Consider the following 18,498-nt stretch of genomic DNA (forward strand, 5'->3'; position numbering starts at 1 on the left):
TTAACCAAAACAAAAAGGCGGAGAAAATCTCCGCCTTTTAATTTAAGTTTTCGTATTCAGTTATTTTGAACGCGGTAAGCCCATCAATATTGACTGAGAATTTCGTTCAGCCTTTCAGCAAGAAGTTTTCCTCTCCAGCCGCTGATTAATTCCGGCTGTGATTCCTTCTCTTTTAAATTCCAGTGACGACTTAATAACTGATTGATCTGGCGACGTGAGGCCAGTAACTCGACGCTTAACCCGCTTTCTTCACTCACGGTCTGGATCAGCGCTTTGATGTCTTTGAAGACTTTGCGATAACCCGGCTGATCAATCAGATTCGAAATAGGAGCCGGTAAATCGTCTTCCGGCAATGCCTCAGACTCTTCCACCAGCGCCAGCAACGTGCGGCCATGGTAACGGATTTCGGGGCCGCTCAGGCCAAGCGCTTCAAGCTCACCCAGCGATTTAGGCTGATAACGGGCTACCTGCCAGAGGTTTTCTTCACGCACCACAAAGTTGACGGCCAGGTCACGCTGACGTGCCTGATTGAGCCGCCAGGCGGCCAGCAACTTCAGACAACCCAGTTGACGCGGACGCAGCTGGAACGCATTGCCGATTTCCAGATAAGCCAGTTCAGGTTGAAGAACCTCTTTACGACGGCGGCACAACGCCAGACATTCATCACGCGCGGCATCCATCCAGCCAGCTTCTTCAGTTTCACGCATCAGCTTGTCGGCCAGCGGCAGAAGATACCAGACATCGGCAGCAGCGTAGACACACTGTTTTTCGCTCAGAGGCCGGGCAATCCAGTCGGTGCGCGATTCGCTTTTATCCAGCTCCACGCCGGTCGTTTCTGCCACCAGACGGGCAAACCCGCAAGACAGCGGACGTCCGCTGAAGGCGGCAAGAATTTGCGTATCAATTAGCGGAGAAGGCATCACGCCAAAAGCGTTCAGGAAAACTTCCAGGTCTTCGCTGCCGGCATGGAGAAATTTCACGACATCAGGATTGACCAGCAAATCGATAAAAGGCTGCCAGGCGGTAATCGGCAACGGGTCAATCAGCGTCAGCCGTTCACCGTCGAACAGCTGGATGAGCCCGAGTTGCGGGTAATAAGTGCGGGTACGGACGAATTCGGTATCCAGCGCAATTTTGCTGTGCGCTTTGGCCTGAAGACAAACCTGCTCCAGCGCGTCATTGGTCGTGATCAACTGATAATTCAAATCTTAATTCTCTTAATATTAATGCGTTATAACGTGACAACGCCGGACAAATCCGGCGTTGAGAGTGACCATCACAGCGCAGCGGGCAAACGTTACGCCGCATCCTGCTTAGGATCGTCCTTCGGTTTTGCCTGCTCATCGCGAAGTTCGCGTCTGAGGATCTTACCGACATTTGACTTCGGTAACTCATCGCGAAATTCAACAATCTTCGGTACTTTGTAACCGGTTAATAACCGGCGGCAATGTGCCAGAAGTTCTTCGCTGGTCAGTGACGGGTCTTTCTTCACCACGCAAATTTTGACGATTTCACCTGACGACTCGTTTGGCACACCAATGGCGGCAACTTCGAGCACCTTGTCATGTTGTGAAACCACCTCTTCAATTTCGTTAGGGTAAACGTTGAAACCGGAAACCAGAATCATGTCTTTTTTGCGATCCACAATCCGCAAAAAGCCCTGCTCGTCCACTGTAACGATATCGCCCGTCGATAACCAGCCATCTTTTAGCACCTCATCGGTCGCTGAAGGCCGTTGCCAGTAACCCAGCATCACCTGCGGCCCGCGCACCCAGAGCTCTCCGGGGCTACCCGGCGCAACATCCTGGCCGTTATCATCCACCAGACGCACTTCCGTAGAGGGCACCGGTAAACCGATGCTACCGCTGTAATGTTTCAGGTCGTACGGGTTGCCCGCGACCAGCGGCGAACACTCCGTCAGGCCATAACCTTCCAGCAAATGCTTGCCGGTCAGTTTTTCCCATTTATCGGCAACCGATTTTTGAACTGACATTCCGCCACCAACCGATAGGCGCAGCGTCGAGAAGTCCAGCTCACGGAAATCTTCGTTATTGAGTAACGCGTTGAACAACGTATTCACCCCGCTGATAGCGGTGAACGGATATTTCGACAGCTCTTTCACCATGCCCGGCACGTCGCGCGGGTTGGTGATCAGCAGGCTTTTTCCCCCGAGATCGAGGAACAGCAGACAGTTCACTGTCAGCGCAAAGATGTGATACAGCGGCAGCGCCGTTACCACCAGTTCGTGGCCAGGTTGCAGCAACGGTGCGTACGCTGCTTTTGCCTGTTCCAGATTGGCCTGCATGTTCCGGTGTGTCAGCATCGCGCCTTTCGCAACGCCGGTAGTTCCGCCGGTGTATTGCAAAAACGCCAGATCGTCATTGATGATATCGGGTTTGATATATTGCAAACGGCGCCCGTATTGCAGGGCACTGCGGAAGGAAATCGCATTCGGCAGGTGATATTTAGGCACCAGCCTTTTGACATATTTGACGACAAAATTAACCAGCGTGCCTTTTGCCGCAGAAAGCTGATCGCCCATACGGGTCAGGATCACATGCTTAACCTGTGTTTTGTAGACCACTTTTTCCAGCGTGTGGGCAAAGTTGGACACAATCACAATAGCGCTGGCACCGCTGTCATTGAGCTGATGTTCCAGCTCGCGCGGCGTATACAGCGGATTGACGTTCACCACGACCATGCCCGCACGCAATACGCCAAACAGCGCAATCGGATATTGCAGCAGATTGGGCATCATCAGGGCCACGCGGTCGCCTTTTTTTAGCCCTAACTGGTTTTGCAGATAGGCCGCAAAAGCACGACTACGTTCCTCAAGTTTACGGAACGTCATGACCTCGCCCATGTTGATAAACGCCGGACTGTCTGCATAACGCAGCGTGGCATTTTCAAACATCTCGACCAGCGAACTGTAGCGGTCAGGATCGATGTTCTCGGGAACATCTGCCGGATAACGTTTTAGCCAAACCTTTTCCAAGGTATCACTCCTGAAATCATGTACTGTTGCCATCTCAATTCGACGAGTTTTATCACGTCTTTAACAATATTTTAACTCAGCTTACCAGTTGTGTTTCAAACAATGTCGAGGTTGAGAGGCGGGTCACTTTTTCTGCGCCCTTCGTTAGCCAAACCGTCCGTGGCTTAAAAAGAAAAAGGCGGCAATTAAGCCGCCTTAACAACGATCTTGTCTGTCTTTACTTTTTCGGCGGCGGCGGTGGCACCGGATGTCCCGGTGCCGGCCTCATCGCAGCCGGAGGTGGAGCCCGGTGCGGAGGCGGCGCGCCGTGATTGTGCCGGTTATTCGGTGACGACACTCTGGACCCGTGCGGGCCCCATGTCATACCAGCCGGGCCCCCAACCGGGCCCAAACCCTCGCCCCCAGCTGTCGTACGGTCCCCCGTAACCCCAGCCCCACGGCCCCATCGGCTGAGGCGGCATCACCACCTGTTGTTCGATGCGCCAGCGTTTATAACTGTTTACGCTGATAGTCACGAAATCATAGGACGACTGCCCTACTGTGCCTTTTTCAACGCCGGTAATCGGACCAACCACGGTCACGAGCTGATTGCGGTAATCCACCGGATCGACGAAACCGTTGATGTAAGCCATGATGCGGCCACGCGACGCCGCGCCCAGAATAGGTCGTGCCCCGTCATCAAGCGGCATTGTAGCGATTTCGAGTCGCGTTTTATTTTGCAAATTGGTGACTGCCACTACCTTGCCACCAAAACGTGATTCCTGACCGACATACAGACTCGGCGCGCCCTGCACCGCCTGTAAATTCATTTGCGGCGTTGCCGTGGTCCCGCGGATTTCATCCGGAACGGTGACACATCCTGACAACACCAGAACGCTTAGCGCAACAGCGCTCAACGCCCATTTTTTACCTGTCTGAACCGAAAACTGCTGGACTGCTGACCACTTACGCATTGCGATGACTCCTGTGCATACTCTTTTTTTTGACCACTTTTAAGTACACAAGTTGCGGTAACTTACCGGCCCGGCAGCTTTTTCCACGTAACTTCGTTGCGCAGATAAGTGGGTTCAGCATCTTCAGGATTTACGCGAACGCCGTTTTCCCAGAGCTGGAGCGCCAGCGGCAGCATATCTTCCGCGTGCGGTAGTAACATTTTGCCATCAAATAATTCTGCAACCGGAGATTCACCCAGCAAATGTGGATAAGCTTCCCAGCCGGTGCCGACGGTCGCAAAACGGCCGGTCAGTGAGCCGGCCTGTTCGATGAGTTGTTCAGGTTTGATCACTTTCTCGGTGTTTTCACCACTCCAGTCACCCTGAGCGTTCCGGGAGAATTCGCCCCAGTACACTTCGCCCATGCGCGCATCGATGGCGGCCAGCACGTTTTCAGCGCCAGTCTGGCGGTAAGCGCCCTGCGCCATGGTCTGTAAAGTGGAAACCGGCAGCAAAGGCAATTCAGCGCCCAGCGACAATCCCTGCGCCATGCCGATACCGATACGTACGCCGGTAAAACTGCCCGGCCCGCGGCCAAAGGCCAGAGCATCGAGCTGATTCAGCGTCAGGCCCGCTTCGGCGAGGATCTGCTGCACCAGCGGCAAAATACGCTGCGTATGTTCGCGGGAGCAGAGTTCAAAATGAGCGAGCGTCTCGCCCTCATTGTATAGCGCAACCGAACAGGCTTCTGTCGCCGTATCAATTGCTAAAATTCGCGTGGACATGCCAAACCTCAGGCGGGGAAATGAATAAGTTAGGGCCTTTTTTCGGGGCGCTATCCTAACACAACGCGAAGGCTATTTCTGCTCTTCGGCACTCTGTAAAAAGCGGATCGCTTGTGTCAAATCACGTGTGCGCGGTGTTGGCGGCAAACTGTTGAGGAAAACTTCGCCATAAGGGCGCATTACCAGCCGGTTGTCGCAAATCACCATCACACCCCGGTCAGAAGTATCACGAATTAAACGTCCGACCCCCTGTTTCAGCGTGATGACCGCATCCGGTAATTGTACGTCATTGAACGGATCACCGCCGCGCAGGCGACAGTCTTCAATACGGGCTTTGAGCAGCGGATCGTCGGGCGAGGTGAACGGCAGTTTATCAATGATGACGCAGGACAGCGCATCGCCGCGCACATCCACGCCTTCCCAGAAACTGCTGGTCGCGACCAGTAAGGCGTTACCGGCTTCGACAAATTGCGCTAATAGCTGGCCTTTACTGGTTTCGCCCTGCAATAAAACGGGCAGCGTCAGGCTGGCCCTGAACTCCTCGGCCAGTTCACGCATCATTTTGTGTGACGTACACAGGAAGAAACAGCGGCCTTTATTGGCCTCGATCAGCGGACGCAGCATACGCGCCAGCTGTTTCGAACTGCCGTTCACGTTCGATTCAGGCAGAAAACGGGGTACACACAATAATGCCTGTTTGGCGTAATCAAACGGGCTGGGCAGCAGCAACGTTTCGGCATCATCCAGTCCGAGACGTTCGGTAAAATGGTGGAGCTGATCGTTCACTGAAAGTGTTGCCGAAGTGAAAATCCACGCGCCCGGCTTCTCTTTCATCATCTCGCTGAATTTATCGGTAACCGACAATGGCGTAAGCGCCAGCACGAAATGACGCGAGTTACATTCATACCAGTAACTGTAACCGGGGATGGAAACATCCTTCAGGCGTTTCAGCCGGTTACGGTAAAGCGTTGCGCGTTCAAAGGCCGCATCCAGAAGCGCAGATCTGCCGAGCGATAATTTCACCACGTCATAACAAAGCTCCAGCGCGTCATCGAGTAACAACAGCGCGCGCTGGATAGCGGGCTGATTGAGCACGTCGCGCAGATTACCGCGAAAACCCGGCTCACCGAGTGCCAGACGAAAATCCATTGTGCTCTGGCTCAGGCGGTCAGCGCTTTTCTGTAATTGCACCGAATCACGCACTTCCGTGCGGTAAGCGATGGTGATGTCTTTCGCCATATCCAGCAACTGACGGCTGGTTACCTGCTGGCCAAAATACTGGCTGGCGATATCGGGGATCTGATGGGCTTCGTCGAAAATCATCACGTCGGCCTGCGGGATAAGTTCACCGAAGCCGCTCTCTTTGACCACCATATCAGCCATAAAAAGGTGATGGTTAACAACGACGACGTCCGCGTCCATCGCCTTACGGCGGGCTTTGACGACGAAACATTCTTTGTACAGCGGGCAGTCGCTGCCCAGGCAGTTATCGTTGGTGCTGGTTACCAGCGGCCAGACAAAGCTGTCTTCCGGCACTACGGTACAGGTGCTGATATCGCCCTCTTCCGTGCTGCTCGACCAGTGACGCAGATGCGCAAGTTCGCTGAGTGCCTGACTGGCGAGATCGCCGCCGGAAAGTGATTGCTGCTCAAGGCGTTCCAGACACAGATAGTTAGAACGCCCTTTGAGCAACGCCAGACGGCCTTTGAAATTCAGCGCACTGGCCACTTTGGGCAAATCGCGGGAATACAGCTGATCCTGTAAGTTTTTCGAACCGGTTGAGATAATGACTTTTTTGCCGGAACGCAGTGCCGGAGCCAGATACGCATACGTTTTACCGGTACCAGTACCGGCTTCCACCACCAGGCCTTGCTTACCGCTGATGGCTTTACTGACGGCCTGCGCCATCAGACGCTGAGGTTCACGGGGTTTAAAACCTTCAATTTTCTGCGCCAGTGCGCCGTCTGTTGCGAAATCGTCTGTCACTCTGTCTCTCTACCTGTACGGATCAGCAGTGATTATGCCAACCGAACGCCCTCACCGCCACCGCCATCTGCCAATCCAACGCAGCAAACCTTTGTGTTACCCTTACCGCCATCAATAAAAAGTGACTAACAGGAGCACAAAAGTATGACTATCGAACGGATCCGACCTGAGCCGCGCATGTCTGATGTGGTCATCCACAACGACACCATTTATTACACTGCAGTGCCGGAAAATCTGGATGCCAATGCAAAAGATCAGACCGCTGAAACGCTGGCCATCATCGATGCCGTACTGACAGAAGCCGGTTCAGACAAGAGCAAAATTCTCGATGCCACGCTGTTTCTGGTTCACAAGGAAGATTTCCCGGCAATGAACGAAGCCTGGGATGCGTGGGTGTCTCCGGGTAACGCGCCGGTTCGCTGCACCGTGCAGGCAAACCTGATGAACCCGAAATACAAAATTGAGATCAAGATTATCGCTGCACGTTAATCGCTGAATTTCAGACATAAAAAAACCTCCCGCGGGAGGTTTTATGTTTTTACGCATCAATTCAGACGGCGGCGCCAGCACCCGCAACGGCTTCTTTTGCCAGTTCAGTAATACGCGCGTAATCGCCGCTTTCCAGCGCATCGGCTGGCACCAGCCAGGATCCACCGATACATAGCACGCTTTTCAGCGCGAGATAATCCCGGTAGTTCGCCGGTGAAATCCCGCCGGTCGGGCAGAAACGCACTTGCGGGAACGGACCGGCAATCGCCTGTAACGCTTTCACGCCGCCGTTGGCTTCCGCCGGGAAGAATTTGAATTCACGCAGACCGGCATCCAGACCCATCATCAGTTCCGATACGGTGCAAATGCCCGGAATCAGCGGGATAGAACCGGCGTTGGCTGCTTTCAGCAAAGCGTCTGTCAGGCCTGGGCTAATCGCAAACTGTGCACCCGCTTCGGTGACTTCGGCCAGTTGTTCAGGATTGAGAACGGTACCCGCACCAATAATGGCGTCCGGCACTTCTTTGGCAATCGCACGGATTGCGTCCATCGCACAGGCGGTACGCAGCGTCACTTCCAGCACTCGCACACCACCGGCAACCAGCGCTTTCGCCAACGGAACGGCGTGTTCCAGTTTGTTGATAACAATCACAGGAACAACCGGCCCTGAGGTCAGAATTTGTTCCGCGCTTGTTTTCCAGTTTTTCATCTTGTTCTCCGTTCATGCCCGCAGGCATCGTTGTGATTGATGGCGCGCCCCTGCCACAGGGTCTGGCAACTTTTCAGAAAGAAAAAACGTTGCCAGAAACCGACCACACCCGATTGGACGAGATACTACTATTCCTAACTGCTAAAAGAATTGATGTGTCATAAAAAAACGCTGCACAGGCAGCGTTTTTAAAGGATGACCGGTTACTCGAACTCGTTCCAGGAACGGCCGTCACGGGTAATCATGGCCACAGAAGCCACCGGTCCCCATGTACCGGACTGATACGGTTTTGGTGCTTCACTTTCCGCTGCCCACGCATTCATGATGGAGTCGACCCATTTCCAGGCTTCTTCCACTTCATCACGACGCACGAACAGCGCCTGGATCCCACGCATAGTTTCCAGCAGCAGACGCTCGTAAGCATCAGCGATGTGTTGCTCGTTGAAGGTTTCGGTGAAGCTCAGATCCAGTTTGGTTGTCTGCAAACGATGTTTGTGTTCCAGACCCGGAACCTTGTTCAGCACTTCGATTTCAATACCCTCGTCCGGTTGCAGACGGATGGTCAGTTTGTTCTGCGGCAACTGCTGGTAAGAATCACGGAACAGGTTCAGCGCCGGGCTCTTGAAGTACACCACAACTTCTGAACATTTGGTCGGCAGACGCTTACCGGTACGCAGGTAGAACGGCACGCCAGCCCACTGCCAGTTGTCGATATCCACACGGATAGACACAAAGGTTTCGGTGCTGCTGGTTTTTTTCGCGCCTTCTTCTTCCAGATAGCCCGGCACTTTTTTGCCTTGTACAAAACCGGCTGTGTACTGCCCACGCACTGTATTTTCGCGCACATTTGACTGGTCGATGCGGCGCAGGGAACGCAGCACTTTGACTTTTTCATCACGAATACGGTCGGTGCTCAGATCCGCCGGTGGCGACATGGCAATCATGGTCAGAATTTGCAGCAAGTGGTTCTGGATCATGTCGCGCATCTGACCCGCGTCATCGAAATAACCCCAGCGGCCTTCGATACCCACTTCTTCCGCAACGGTGATCTGCACATGATCGATAGTGCGGTTATCCCAGTTGCTGGCGAACAGGTTGTTGGCAAAACGCAGCGCCAGCAGGTTCAGTACCGTTTCTTTACCCAGGTAATGGTCAATACGGTAAACCTGAGATTCGGCGAAGTATTCCGCAACCTGATCATTGATGACCTGAGAAGACTCCAGAGAGTGACCCAGTGGTTTTTCCATCACAACGCGCGCAGGTTCTTTGTTCAGCCCGGCTTCACCCAGACCACGGCAAATCGCACCGAAGTGGCTTGGCGCAATCGCAAAGTAGTTGATGGTGGCGCGGTTTTGCTGGTCAAGCATTTTGCCCAGCACTTTGAAATGCTTCAGATCATTGACATCAAGGTTACAGAAATCAAGACGGGCACTGAGTTTATCCCACAGTTCCGGATCAATTTTTTCTTTCATGAAGGTGGTCAGTGCTTCTTTAACCACTTCGGTATAGGCCGCTTTGTCCCATTCCGCACGACCAACACCGATGATGCGGGTGTCAGGGTGAATGTGACCTGCTTTCTCTAACTGATACAGGGAAGGCAACAGCTTACGACGCGCAAGATCGCCTTTTGCACCGAAAATTACCAGATCACAAGCCTGGGCTGTCTGAGTTACCGCCATGTTCTTCTCCTCAATGCAGGAATACCTAATCTATTTCTGGTTGCCTTTGCGTGAGCTGCAACTCGAATTATCTCGGGTACATATTGTAATTTTATTTCAGCAACAATGTACTCTGATTGCCCGTAAGCCGTAAACCTTGATCTGACAGCGTGATAACTTGCTGATAAAACCCTGTTTTTATCATACGAATTCCAGACCTGCTTAAAACCGACCACATTCTGTAATTTTATGACAAAACTGAACAGAATTTACCATACTGAAAGTTAGATCTCGGTCAAACTCTGACAAAAAAAGCCGTAAATTCGCCTGACTGACGCTGCCAACGGCCTGAAGCGCGTAGTATATTTTCATCAAATCAGAACGATTTCCTCTTTTCAAAGAAATCGTTGAAACCTATGAGTGGCATGCTTATGAATACATTGGAAAAAATCCAGACCAGCCTTGACATTCTGAGCAAGTCAGAACGCAAAGTTGCAGAAGTTATCCTCGCATCGCCGCACATTGCTATTCATTCCAGTATTGCCACTCTCGCCCGTATGGCCGACGTCAGTGAACCTACTGTAAACCGTTTTTGCCGTCGTCTCGACACAAAAGGGTTTCCAGATTTTAAACTGCATCTGGCACAAAGTCTGGCAAACGGTACACCTTATGTGAACCGTAACGTGGATGAAAGCGACAGCGTCAGCGCTTACACCAGCAAAATCTTTGAATCTGCTATGGCAAGCCTCGATCAGGTGAAAAACACCCTGGACATCGCCGCCATCAACCGCGCCGTCGATTTACTCACACAGGCGAAGAAGATTTCCTTCTTTGGGCTGGGAGCTTCCGCCGCCGTCGCGCATGATGCCATGAACAAATTTTTCCGCTTCAATATTCCCGTGGTCTATTTCGATGACATCGTTATGCAGCGCATGAGTTGCATGAATTCCAGCGAAGGCGACGTCGTTGTGCTGATTTCTCACACCGGGCGTACCAAAAATCTGGTGGAACTCGCGCACCTTGCCCGCGAAAACGATGCCACGGTCATTGCTATCACCTCTTTTAATACGCCGCTGGCGCACGAAGCCACGCTCGCCCTGCTGCTCGATGTGCCCGAAGACACCGACGTTTATATGCCGATGGTCTCGCGAATTGCACAACTGACGCTGATCGACGTGCTCGCCACCGGTTTTACCTTGCGCCGTGGCGCAAAATTCAGAGATAACCTGAAGCGGGTCAAAGAAGCGTTGAAAGAATCGCGCTTTGATAAGGGGATTGTCGTCCCTAACCTGTCTGAATGACATCACCCTGTGCGGCAGGCTGCAAATCATTCATTAAACATATTAATTGAGCACCAACGATTTAATAGGGAGTCTGGCGGAAAATCTACGCGCAAAGTGCGCAGGACAAATGTCAGACATGAGGTCAGCGGGTCACACAGGTGAAACCCTTTTGTATTACAATTACACCTCGACCCAATGTGGACCCGCTGTTTTTTTGCACAATAATTGCTTCACCAGTTAACGGAGTAAGGCATGTCCAGAAGGCTCAGAAGAACCAAGATTGTTACCACCCTCGGTCCTGCAACTGACCGCGACAATAACCTCGAAAAAATTATTGCCGCCGGTGCAAACGTTGTACGTATGAATTTCTCCCACGGCACCCCTGAAGACCACATTCTGCGCGCCAACAAAGTGCGTGAAATCGCCGCCCGTCTTGGCCGCCATGTGGCTATTCTTGGCGATCTGCAAGGGCCAAAAATCCGCGTATCGACCTTTAAAGAAGGCAAAGTGTTCCTGAATGTCGGCGACAAATTCCTGCTCGACGCCAACATGAGCAAGGGTGAAGGCGATAAAGAGAAAGTGGGTATCGACTACAAAGGTCTGCCTGCCGACGTGGTGCCGGGCGACATTCTGCTGCTTGATGATGGCCGCGTGCAGCTGAAAGTGCTCGAAGTCCAAGGCATGAAAGTGTTCACCGAAGTCACCGTTGGCGGCCCGCTGTCCAACAACAAAGGCATCAACAAGCTGGGCGGCGGTCTTTCCGCTGAAGCCCTGACCGAAAAAGATAAAGCAGACATTATTACTGCGGCCAAAATGGACGTAGATTATCTGGCAGTTTCATTCCCACGCACGGGCGAAGATCTTAACTACGCACGCCGTCTGGCACGCGATGCCGGCTGTAATGCGCAAATCGTGTCTAAAGTTGAACGTGCTGAAGCCGTCGCGTCCGACGCGGCGATGGATGACATCATTCTCGCTTCCGATGTTGTGATGGTGGCCCGTGGCGACCTGGGTGTTGAAATCGGTGACCCGGAACTGGTGGGTATTCAGAAAAAACTGATCCGCCGTGCCCGTCAGCTTAACCGCGCTGTTATTACCGCGACGCAGATGATGGAATCGATGATCACCAATCCGATGCCAACCCGTGCGGAAGTCATGGACGTCGCGAACGCCGTGCTCGACGGAACCGACGCCGTGATGCTTTCTGCTGAAACGGCTGCCGGACAGTATCCGTCAGAAACCGTGGCTGCGATGGCGCGTGTTTGTCTCGGTGCGGAAAAAATCCCAAGCATCAACGTTTCCAAACACCGTCTGGACGTGGAATTCGATAACATCGAAGAAGCCATCGCCATGTCTGCAATGTACGCCGCCAACCACCTGAAAGGCGTCTCGGCGATTATCTCCATGACTGAATCTGGCCGCACCGCGCTGATGTTGTCACGTATCAGCTCCGGCCTGCCGATTTTTGCCATGTCCCGCCATGAGCACACACTTAACCTGACCGCCATTTATCGTGGCGTCACGCCGGTCTTCTTCGACAGCGTTAACGACGGCGTCGCAGCCGCTCAGGACGCGGTGAATTTGCTGCGTGATAAAGGTTATCTGCTTTCAGGCGACCTGGTGATTATCACTCAGGGCGACGTCATGAGCACCATCGGCACCACCAATACCAGCCGCCTGTTGCGTGTTGATTAATCTCTAAATGTAATAAAATATAACGTAATGGCCGATTGTTATGATCGGCCTTTTTATTTCCCTGCATTGACTCCTTTTATTCCCCTGCCGTACGAAGGCATTTACGTTCTTAATTTGATCATTATTTTGCCATCTGGTGGAAATACTCCCCTGCATCTCAACAATACCTTCGTGATAAAAACAAATTACACCTGCACTTATTATGGCTAAATATAACTTTTTGTATCCTAAATGCCACAGGTGAGAGCACGGAATTGAATAACAAATACAGACTTCTCTCATAGGATTAAGAGTATCCAAAGCCAAATTTACATTTTTATGTGACAGAGATCACATAAAAACATCAAAAACACAGGTATTTGCTAAATGTTCAATGTCGTTATTGAATGATAATGATTTGCATTTATAATGATTCCCAATCGTTAAAACCTTGTATAAATCCGCACAAAGGAAATCAGACAAGACAAATAACCTTTAATTTCTGATAAAGAAAAATAATTAACCATACACCTAACAGGCGTGGGCATAAGCCCTGCCTGCTAACGCTTACGTTCACTGAAATTTCCTTAATACATTCGGGAGGCCGCCCCGCGCCTGCTTCCGATGAAAAGGTCAGATTAAAAGGATCCAGAATGAGCCAGATAAATAATTGGGAATTAATGCAGGATAGCGCGAATAACCTTACACCTGCTCAGGAAAAATTAAGAAAAAATCAGGGTTATATCTTTAATCAAAATAGCACCCCGGACTGGCAGGCACAGATTGAGCAAGGTATTGAATTAATTAAGTCACATATTAATCACACCGAAAAGCCTTTTTCGGGTGTCTCCCCTGCCGAATTAGCCGAACAGTTTCGCCATATTGATTTAACCAAACCATTAGACGGAACGCGGCTGGCGCTGGAAGAACTGGATGATTTATATCTTCAGCACGCTGTTTATTTCCATCACCCGAAATACCTCGCACATCTCAACTGCCCGACCGTCGTTCCGTCGCAACTGGCCGAACTTTTTATCAGTGCGATCAACTCTTCTGTGGATACCTGGGATCAGAGCGCAGGTGGCACCCTTATTGAGCAAAAGGTCATCGACTGGACGCTGGCACGCATTGGCTTTGGCGCACAGTCGGACGGTATTTTTACCAGCGGCGGCACGCAATCAAACCTGATGGCAATGTTGCTGGCGCGCGACAGCCACTGCAAACGCACGCGTCCTCAGCACAGCATCAAATATCAGGGTTTGCCGCCGGAAGCTAACCGCTGGCGCATCTTCAGTTCACAGGTCAGCCATTTCAGCATTCAGAAATCCGCCGCCCTGCTCGGCCTCGGCTATGACGCCGTGGTGCCGGTCGCCTGTGACGACAAATTCCGTATGGATATCAGCGCGCTGAAACAGGAAATCGAACGCTGTCACGCAGAAGGTTTGATCCCGATTGCCATAGTGGCCACGGCGGGCACCACCGATTTCGGCAGTATCGATCCGCTCCATGAAATCGCGGAAATCTGCCGCAAAGAGAAAATCTGGATGCACGCCGACGCCGCTTACGGCTGTGGTTTACTGGTTTCCCCGCAGCATCGCCAGCGTATCGAAGGTATTCATCTGGCCGATTCCGTGACCGTTGATTATCACAAATCCTTCTTCCAGCCAGTGAGTTGCAGTGCGTTTCTGATCAACGACCACCGCCATCTGGAACACGTCACTCACCACGCGGAATACCTGAATCCGCTGAGTGCAAAACTGGAAGGCACGCCGAATCTGGTCAACAAAAGCATCCAGACCACCAAACGTTTCGACGCCCTGAAAATGTGGCTGACGCTGCGCATCATGGGCCAGCAGGCGCTGGGTGAATCCTTCGATGTGCTGCTGGAACGCGCCACCGAAACCCATCAGCTGATGGAACAAAACCCGAACATTGAAGTGTTGCACAAACCCGAACTGAGCACGCTGGTGTTCCGCTTTGTCCCGCGCATGTCGATGAGTCAGGAGCAAATTGACGCCATCAACGCCGACATCCGCAAAGCTATTTTCCGCGACGGCAGCGCCGTGATTGCCGGAACCAAAGTACATCAGCGCCAGTACCTTAAATTCACCCTGCTCAACCCGACCACCACCACGGAAGATGTCGCCGATGTGATCAGCCTTATCACGCATTACGGTAAAGAACTGACCGCCGCCGCGCTGAGCGCCGCGAAGAACCGCTAACAGGAGTTGCACCATGAGCCTTAATTCCCCTGAACTGAATGCAGATAAACAGACCTACGATTTTATTGCGATTGGCATCGGCCCGTTCAACCTCGGTCTGGCCTGTCTGACGGAGCCAGTAAAAGCGCTGAACGGACTGTTTTTAGATCAAAATGACGGCTTTGACTGGCATACCGGCATGATGCTGGAAAGCGCCCATTTGCAGACGCCGTTTATGGCCGACCTGGTGACGCTGGCCGATCCGACCAGCCCTTATAGTTTCCTCAACTACCTGAAGCAGCAGGGAAAACTGTACTCTTTTTACATCCGTGAAAATTTCTTCATGATGCGCAAAGAGTTCAACCAGTATTGCCAGTGGGCGTGCGAACAGCTGACCAGCCTGCAATTTTCCACGCGCGTGGAGCTGGTGACGTGGGACGCGCCAACGCAATGTTACCTGGTGCAGGCGCGTTCGACCCAAGGCGGCGATAAACAGATTTACCGCACCAAACGTCTGGTGCTGGGCACCGGTCCGTCGCCGTGGATGCCGGCGTGTGCCCGGGAAGCGGGCAGCAACGTTCATCATTCCAGCGCCTACCTGCCGAACAAAGAGCGGATGCAGCGCTCGAAATCCATCACCGTGGTCGGCAGCGGCCAGAGTGCGGCGGAAATTTATTACGACCTGCTTTCAGAAATCGACAAGTACGATTATCACCTGACCTGGGTGACCCGCGCGCCGCGTTTCTATCCGCTGGAGTACAGCAAACTGACGCTGGAAATGACCTCGCCGGAGTACATCGATTACTTCCATGCCCTGCCGATGAGCAAGCGCGACCAGCTGAACCGCGAGCAAAAAGGCTTGTACAAAGGCATCAACATCAGCCTGATCAATGACATCTACGATCTGATGTACACCAAACGCCTCGACGGCCCGCTGAATGTCAATCTCTACACGCACTCGGAACTGACCGCGCTGACGGGTAACCGCAAAGGCGAGCTGGAGATGACGCTGCTTCACCACGAACAGCAGCAGGAATATCGTCACCAGACGGAATCCGTGGTGCTCGCCACCGGTTACGGTTATCAGCCGCCGCAGTTTATCGAAGGTATTTACAACCGGATTCAGTGGGATGACGCCGGCCGTTACGCCGTCAACCGCAATTACAGCATCGACGCAAACAATCAGATTTTTGTCCAGAACGCCGAACTGCATACCCACGGTTTCGTCACGCCGGATCTGGGCATGGCGTGTTACCGCAACAGTTCCATTATTCGCGAAATGCTCGGCGAGGAAGTCTATCCGGTGGAAAAATCCATCGCCTTCCAGACTTTCTGCGCCCGCAGCCTTGCAGACAGATAACGGAGAAATAACCCATGTCTGAACTTATACCCGCCCCCCTGTTCACCTGCCATCGCGACGCCGGGCAGCTCACATTACGCCCGCTGCATCTGGCAAATGACGCCGCCATCCTGCATGCGTGGATGACGCAGCCTTACGCGCATTTCTGGGGAATGCAGAACAGCAGCGTGGCCGACGTTGATGTTTTCTACCGCGACCTGACTGCCGGAAAACCGCTGGCCGCGCTGATGGGCGAAATCGACGGGCAGCCGCGTTTTCTGATCGAATGCTATCCGGTGCAGGATGATCCATTACGCGAACACTACGACGTTCAGCCCGGCGATATGGGCATGCACATTTTGCTGTCTCCGGCGGATAAACCCGTTTCCGGTTTCAGCTGGCAGGTCTTTTCAGCCGTGATGGAATATCTGTTCAGCCAGCCTGACGTGAAGCGCGTGGTGGTTGAGCCGGACGTGCGTAACGAAAAGATCCACAAACTGAATAAGCGTGCAGGTTTCCGCTATCAGAAACAAATTCAACTGACTCATAAAACCGCGTGGCTGGCTTTCTGCCAGCGCGAAGATTTTTTGCAGGCCCGCCAGAAGGAAAAAAACACCATGACTTCATCTCAGCTGCAATCCGGCCAGCATCTGCAACCGGAAATCTGGGCGAAAGCTAATGCCCTGCTGTTACGCAAATGCCTGTCTGAGCTGACGCACGAACGCCTGCTCGCGCCGGTCGCGCTGCAAAATAGCGGCACCTGGACCGATTATCAGCTGGCCGTTCCGGCTTCTGAAATTGAATACCGCTTCCGTGCACGCCAGTTACCGCTGAACGACTGGATGATTGATCTCGACAGCATTCAGCGTCTGGATAACTTCACGCCGCAACCGCTGGATGCGCTGAAATTCATCATTGAATTTGCCGGTCAGATTGGTATTTCACAGGCGATGTTGCCGACCTACATGGAAGAAATCAGCAGCACGCTTTACAGCAGCGCGTACAAACTGGCGAACAATCACACGACCGCAAAACAACTTTCTGAAGCTGATTTCCAGACGGTGGAAACCAGCATGACCGAAGGCCATCCGAGCTTTATCGCCAACAATGGCCGTATCGGTTTTGATGCCGGTGACTACGTGCGTTATGCCCCGGAAGCGGCAAATCCGCTGCAACTGGTCTGGGTCGCGGTGCATCACGGCAAAGCTCATTTCGCCAGCGTGGAAGGTTTGCCTTACGAAAAACTGATCGCCGAAGAACTGGGCGATGCGCAGATTTGCGCGTTCACACAGCATCTGGTCGATAAAGGTGTGGATCCGAAAAACTACTACTTCATGCCGGTGCATCCGTGGCAATGGCAGAATAAATTACTGACGGTATTTGCGCCGGACATCGCCCGCCAGTTCCTGATTTACCTCGGTGAAGGCGAAGATAATTATCTCGCGCAGCAATCAATCCGCACCTTCTATAACGCCAGCCGCCCGAAAGCCCGCTATGTGAAAACCGCGCTGTCGATTCTGAATATGGGCTTCATGCGCGGCCTTTCGCCGTATTACATGGCGACCACGCCGGGCATCAACGAATGGCTGGCGGAGCTGGTCGAAAACGATTCCTACCTGCAATCCACCGGCTTCAGCATTCTTCAGGAAGTGGCTTCACTGGGTTATCACAACCACTATTTCGAAGAAGCGATTAAGGGCGACAGCGCGTATAAAAAAATGTTTGCCGCGCTGTGGCGTCAGAACCCGGTGGCTCAGTTGCAACCGAACCAGCGTCTGATGACCATGGCCGCGCTTTTACATACCGACAAACACGGCGACGCCCTGATTGTTGAGATGATCAAATCCTCAGGTCTGGCGACCGGCGACTGGCTAAAGCGTTACATGCACGCTTACCTCAGCCCGCTGTTGCACTGTTTTTATCAGTACGATCTGGTCTTTATGCCGCACGGCGAAAACCTGATCCTGCGTTTCGAAAACAACATTCCGGTTAACGCTTTTATGAAAGATATCGCGGAAGAAATTGCCGTGATGAACCCGGATGCGCATCTGCCGGAAAAAGCCAAACGACTGGCCGTTGACGTGCCGGAAGAGCTGAAAATCCTGTCGATCTTCACCGACGTGTTTGCGGGTGTGTTCCGTTTTATCGCCCGTATCCTGGAAGAAAACGGCAATTATCCGGCCGGTCAGTTCTGGCAGGTGGTGGCGGAAGTGGTCCGCGATTACCAGATTCAGTATCCGGAGCTGGCAGAGAAATTTGCCCGTTACGACATGTTTGGCGCCGAGTTCACGCATTCCTGCCTGAACCGTCTGCAACTGGCGAATAACCAGCAGATGATCAACCTGTCGGATCCGGCGCAAAACCTCAAGTTTGCCGGGACGCTGGAAAACCCGATTGCGGCCTATGCGAATAAATACTAAGTCCCGCACGTAAGCACGTTTTTTAGC

General features: G+C 52.6%; 13 protein-coding genes. 6 read left to right on the top strand and 7 right to left on the bottom strand.

Translation table 11 applies throughout. The annotated features are described in order from the left end of the window. Positions 1-83: 83 nt before the first annotated feature. From rnd to GW579_RS04480, 5 genes are all read right to left on the bottom strand, one after another. A complete protein-coding gene (gene rnd / locus GW579_RS04460; protein ID WP_165057789.1) occupies positions 84-1,205 on the bottom strand; it encodes a ribonuclease D in 1,122 nt (373 codons plus the stop codon). A gap of 92 nt (positions 1,206-1,297) precedes the next feature. After that, complete coding sequence (fadD, locus tag GW579_RS04465; RefSeq protein WP_165057791.1) at positions 1,298-2,995, bottom strand: long-chain-fatty-acid--CoA ligase FadD; 1,698 nt, start codon at positions 2,993-2,995, stop codon at positions 1,298-1,300. Positions 2,996-3,315: 320 nt separating this feature from the next. Beyond that, entirely contained in the window at positions 3,316-3,948 is a 633-nt protein-coding gene (locus GW579_RS04470) for a Slp family lipoprotein (protein WP_152327064.1), read from the bottom strand. Between the two features lie 62 nt (positions 3,949-4,010). Further along, complete coding sequence (gene tsaB / locus GW579_RS04475) at positions 4,011-4,712, bottom strand: tRNA (adenosine(37)-N6)-threonylcarbamoyltransferase complex dimerization subunit type 1 TsaB (RefSeq protein WP_165057793.1); 702 nt, start codon at positions 4,710-4,712, stop codon at positions 4,011-4,013. Between the two features lie 72 nt (positions 4,713-4,784). Then, complete coding sequence (locus GW579_RS04480; protein WP_165057795.1) at positions 4,785-6,698, bottom strand: DNA repair helicase YoaA; 1,914 nt, start codon at positions 6,696-6,698, stop codon at positions 4,785-4,787. Positions 6,699-6,842: 144 nt separating this feature from the next. On the opposite strand from GW579_RS04480, the gene GW579_RS04485 reads away from it, so the two are divergent. Next, a complete protein-coding gene (locus tag GW579_RS04485) occupies positions 6,843-7,187 on the top strand; it encodes a RidA family protein (RefSeq protein WP_101080008.1) in 345 nt (114 codons plus the stop codon). 61 nt (positions 7,188-7,248) lie between these two features. Here GW579_RS04485 and GW579_RS04490 read toward each other — a convergent pair whose 3' ends face one another. Together GW579_RS04490 and zwf are read right to left on the bottom strand one after the other, a co-directional pair. Beyond that, positions 7,249-7,896: a bifunctional 4-hydroxy-2-oxoglutarate aldolase/2-dehydro-3-deoxy-phosphogluconate aldolase gene (locus GW579_RS04490; protein WP_152327061.1), complete on the bottom strand. Its 648-nt coding sequence runs from the start codon at positions 7,894-7,896 to the stop codon at positions 7,249-7,251. A 203-nt stretch (positions 7,897-8,099) separates the two neighbouring features. Then, positions 8,100-9,575, bottom strand: a complete 1,476-nt coding sequence (zwf, locus tag GW579_RS04495) for a glucose-6-phosphate dehydrogenase (RefSeq protein WP_152327060.1) — start codon at positions 9,573-9,575, stop codon at positions 8,100-8,102. 410 nt (positions 9,576-9,985) lie between these two features. Between zwf and GW579_RS04500 the strand changes: the two genes are divergently transcribed. From GW579_RS04500 to GW579_RS04520, 5 genes are all read left to right on the top strand, one after another. Further along, complete coding sequence (locus GW579_RS04500; RefSeq protein WP_152327059.1) at positions 9,986-10,855, top strand: MurR/RpiR family transcriptional regulator; 870 nt, start codon at positions 9,986-9,988, stop codon at positions 10,853-10,855. A gap of 234 nt (positions 10,856-11,089) precedes the next feature. After that, positions 11,090-12,532, top strand: coding sequence for a pyruvate kinase (gene pyk, locus GW579_RS04505; RefSeq protein ID WP_152327058.1), 1,443 nt, complete (start codon positions 11,090-11,092; stop codon positions 12,530-12,532). Between the two features lie 632 nt (positions 12,533-13,164). Continuing rightward, on the top strand, positions 13,165-14,733 hold the full coding sequence (locus tag GW579_RS04510) for a pyridoxal phosphate-dependent decarboxylase family protein (RefSeq protein WP_165057797.1): 1,569 nt from the start codon (positions 13,165-13,167) through the stop codon (positions 14,731-14,733). Positions 14,734-14,746: 13 nt separating this feature from the next. Further along, positions 14,747-16,072: a lysine N(6)-hydroxylase/L-ornithine N(5)-oxygenase family protein gene (locus GW579_RS04515; protein ID WP_165057798.1), complete on the top strand. Its 1,326-nt coding sequence runs from the start codon at positions 14,747-14,749 to the stop codon at positions 16,070-16,072. A 14-nt stretch (positions 16,073-16,086) separates the two neighbouring features. Then, positions 16,087-18,471, top strand: coding sequence for a GNAT family N-acetyltransferase (locus GW579_RS04520; protein WP_165057800.1), 2,385 nt, complete (start codon positions 16,087-16,089; stop codon positions 18,469-18,471). Positions 18,472-18,498: the final 27 nt, after the last annotated feature.

This window comes from Rahnella contaminans (genome assembly GCF_011065485.1).
Taxonomy (GTDB): domain Bacteria; phylum Pseudomonadota; class Gammaproteobacteria; order Enterobacterales; family Enterobacteriaceae; genus Rahnella; species Rahnella contaminans.

Coding starts and splice junctions, on each gene's coding strand:
- GW579_RS04515 (WP_165057798.1), top strand. CDS start 14,747: ATGAGCCTTAATTCCCCTGAACTGAATGCAGATAAACAGACCTACGAT.
- pyk (WP_152327058.1), top strand. CDS start 11,090: ATGTCCAGAAGGCTCAGAAGAACCAAGATTGTTACCACCCTCGGTCCT.
- GW579_RS04500 (WP_152327059.1), top strand. CDS start 9,986: ATGAATACATTGGAAAAAATCCAGACCAGCCTTGACATTCTGAGCAAG.
- GW579_RS04520 (WP_165057800.1), top strand. CDS start 16,087: ATGTCTGAACTTATACCCGCCCCCCTGTTCACCTGCCATCGCGACGCC.
- GW579_RS04490 (WP_152327061.1), bottom strand. CDS start 7,896: ATGAAAAACTGGAAAACAAGCGCGGAACAAATTCTGACCTCAGGGCCG.
- GW579_RS04470 (WP_152327064.1), bottom strand. CDS start 3,948: ATGCGTAAGTGGTCAGCAGTCCAGCAGTTTTCGGTTCAGACAGGTAAA.
- GW579_RS04510 (WP_165057797.1), top strand. CDS start 13,165: ATGAGCCAGATAAATAATTGGGAATTAATGCAGGATAGCGCGAATAAC.
- GW579_RS04485 (WP_101080008.1), top strand. CDS start 6,843: ATGACTATCGAACGGATCCGACCTGAGCCGCGCATGTCTGATGTGGTC.
- zwf (WP_152327060.1), bottom strand. CDS start 9,575: ATGGCGGTAACTCAGACAGCCCAGGCTTGTGATCTGGTAATTTTCGGT.
- tsaB (WP_165057793.1), bottom strand. CDS start 4,712: ATGTCCACGCGAATTTTAGCAATTGATACGGCGACAGAAGCCTGTTCG.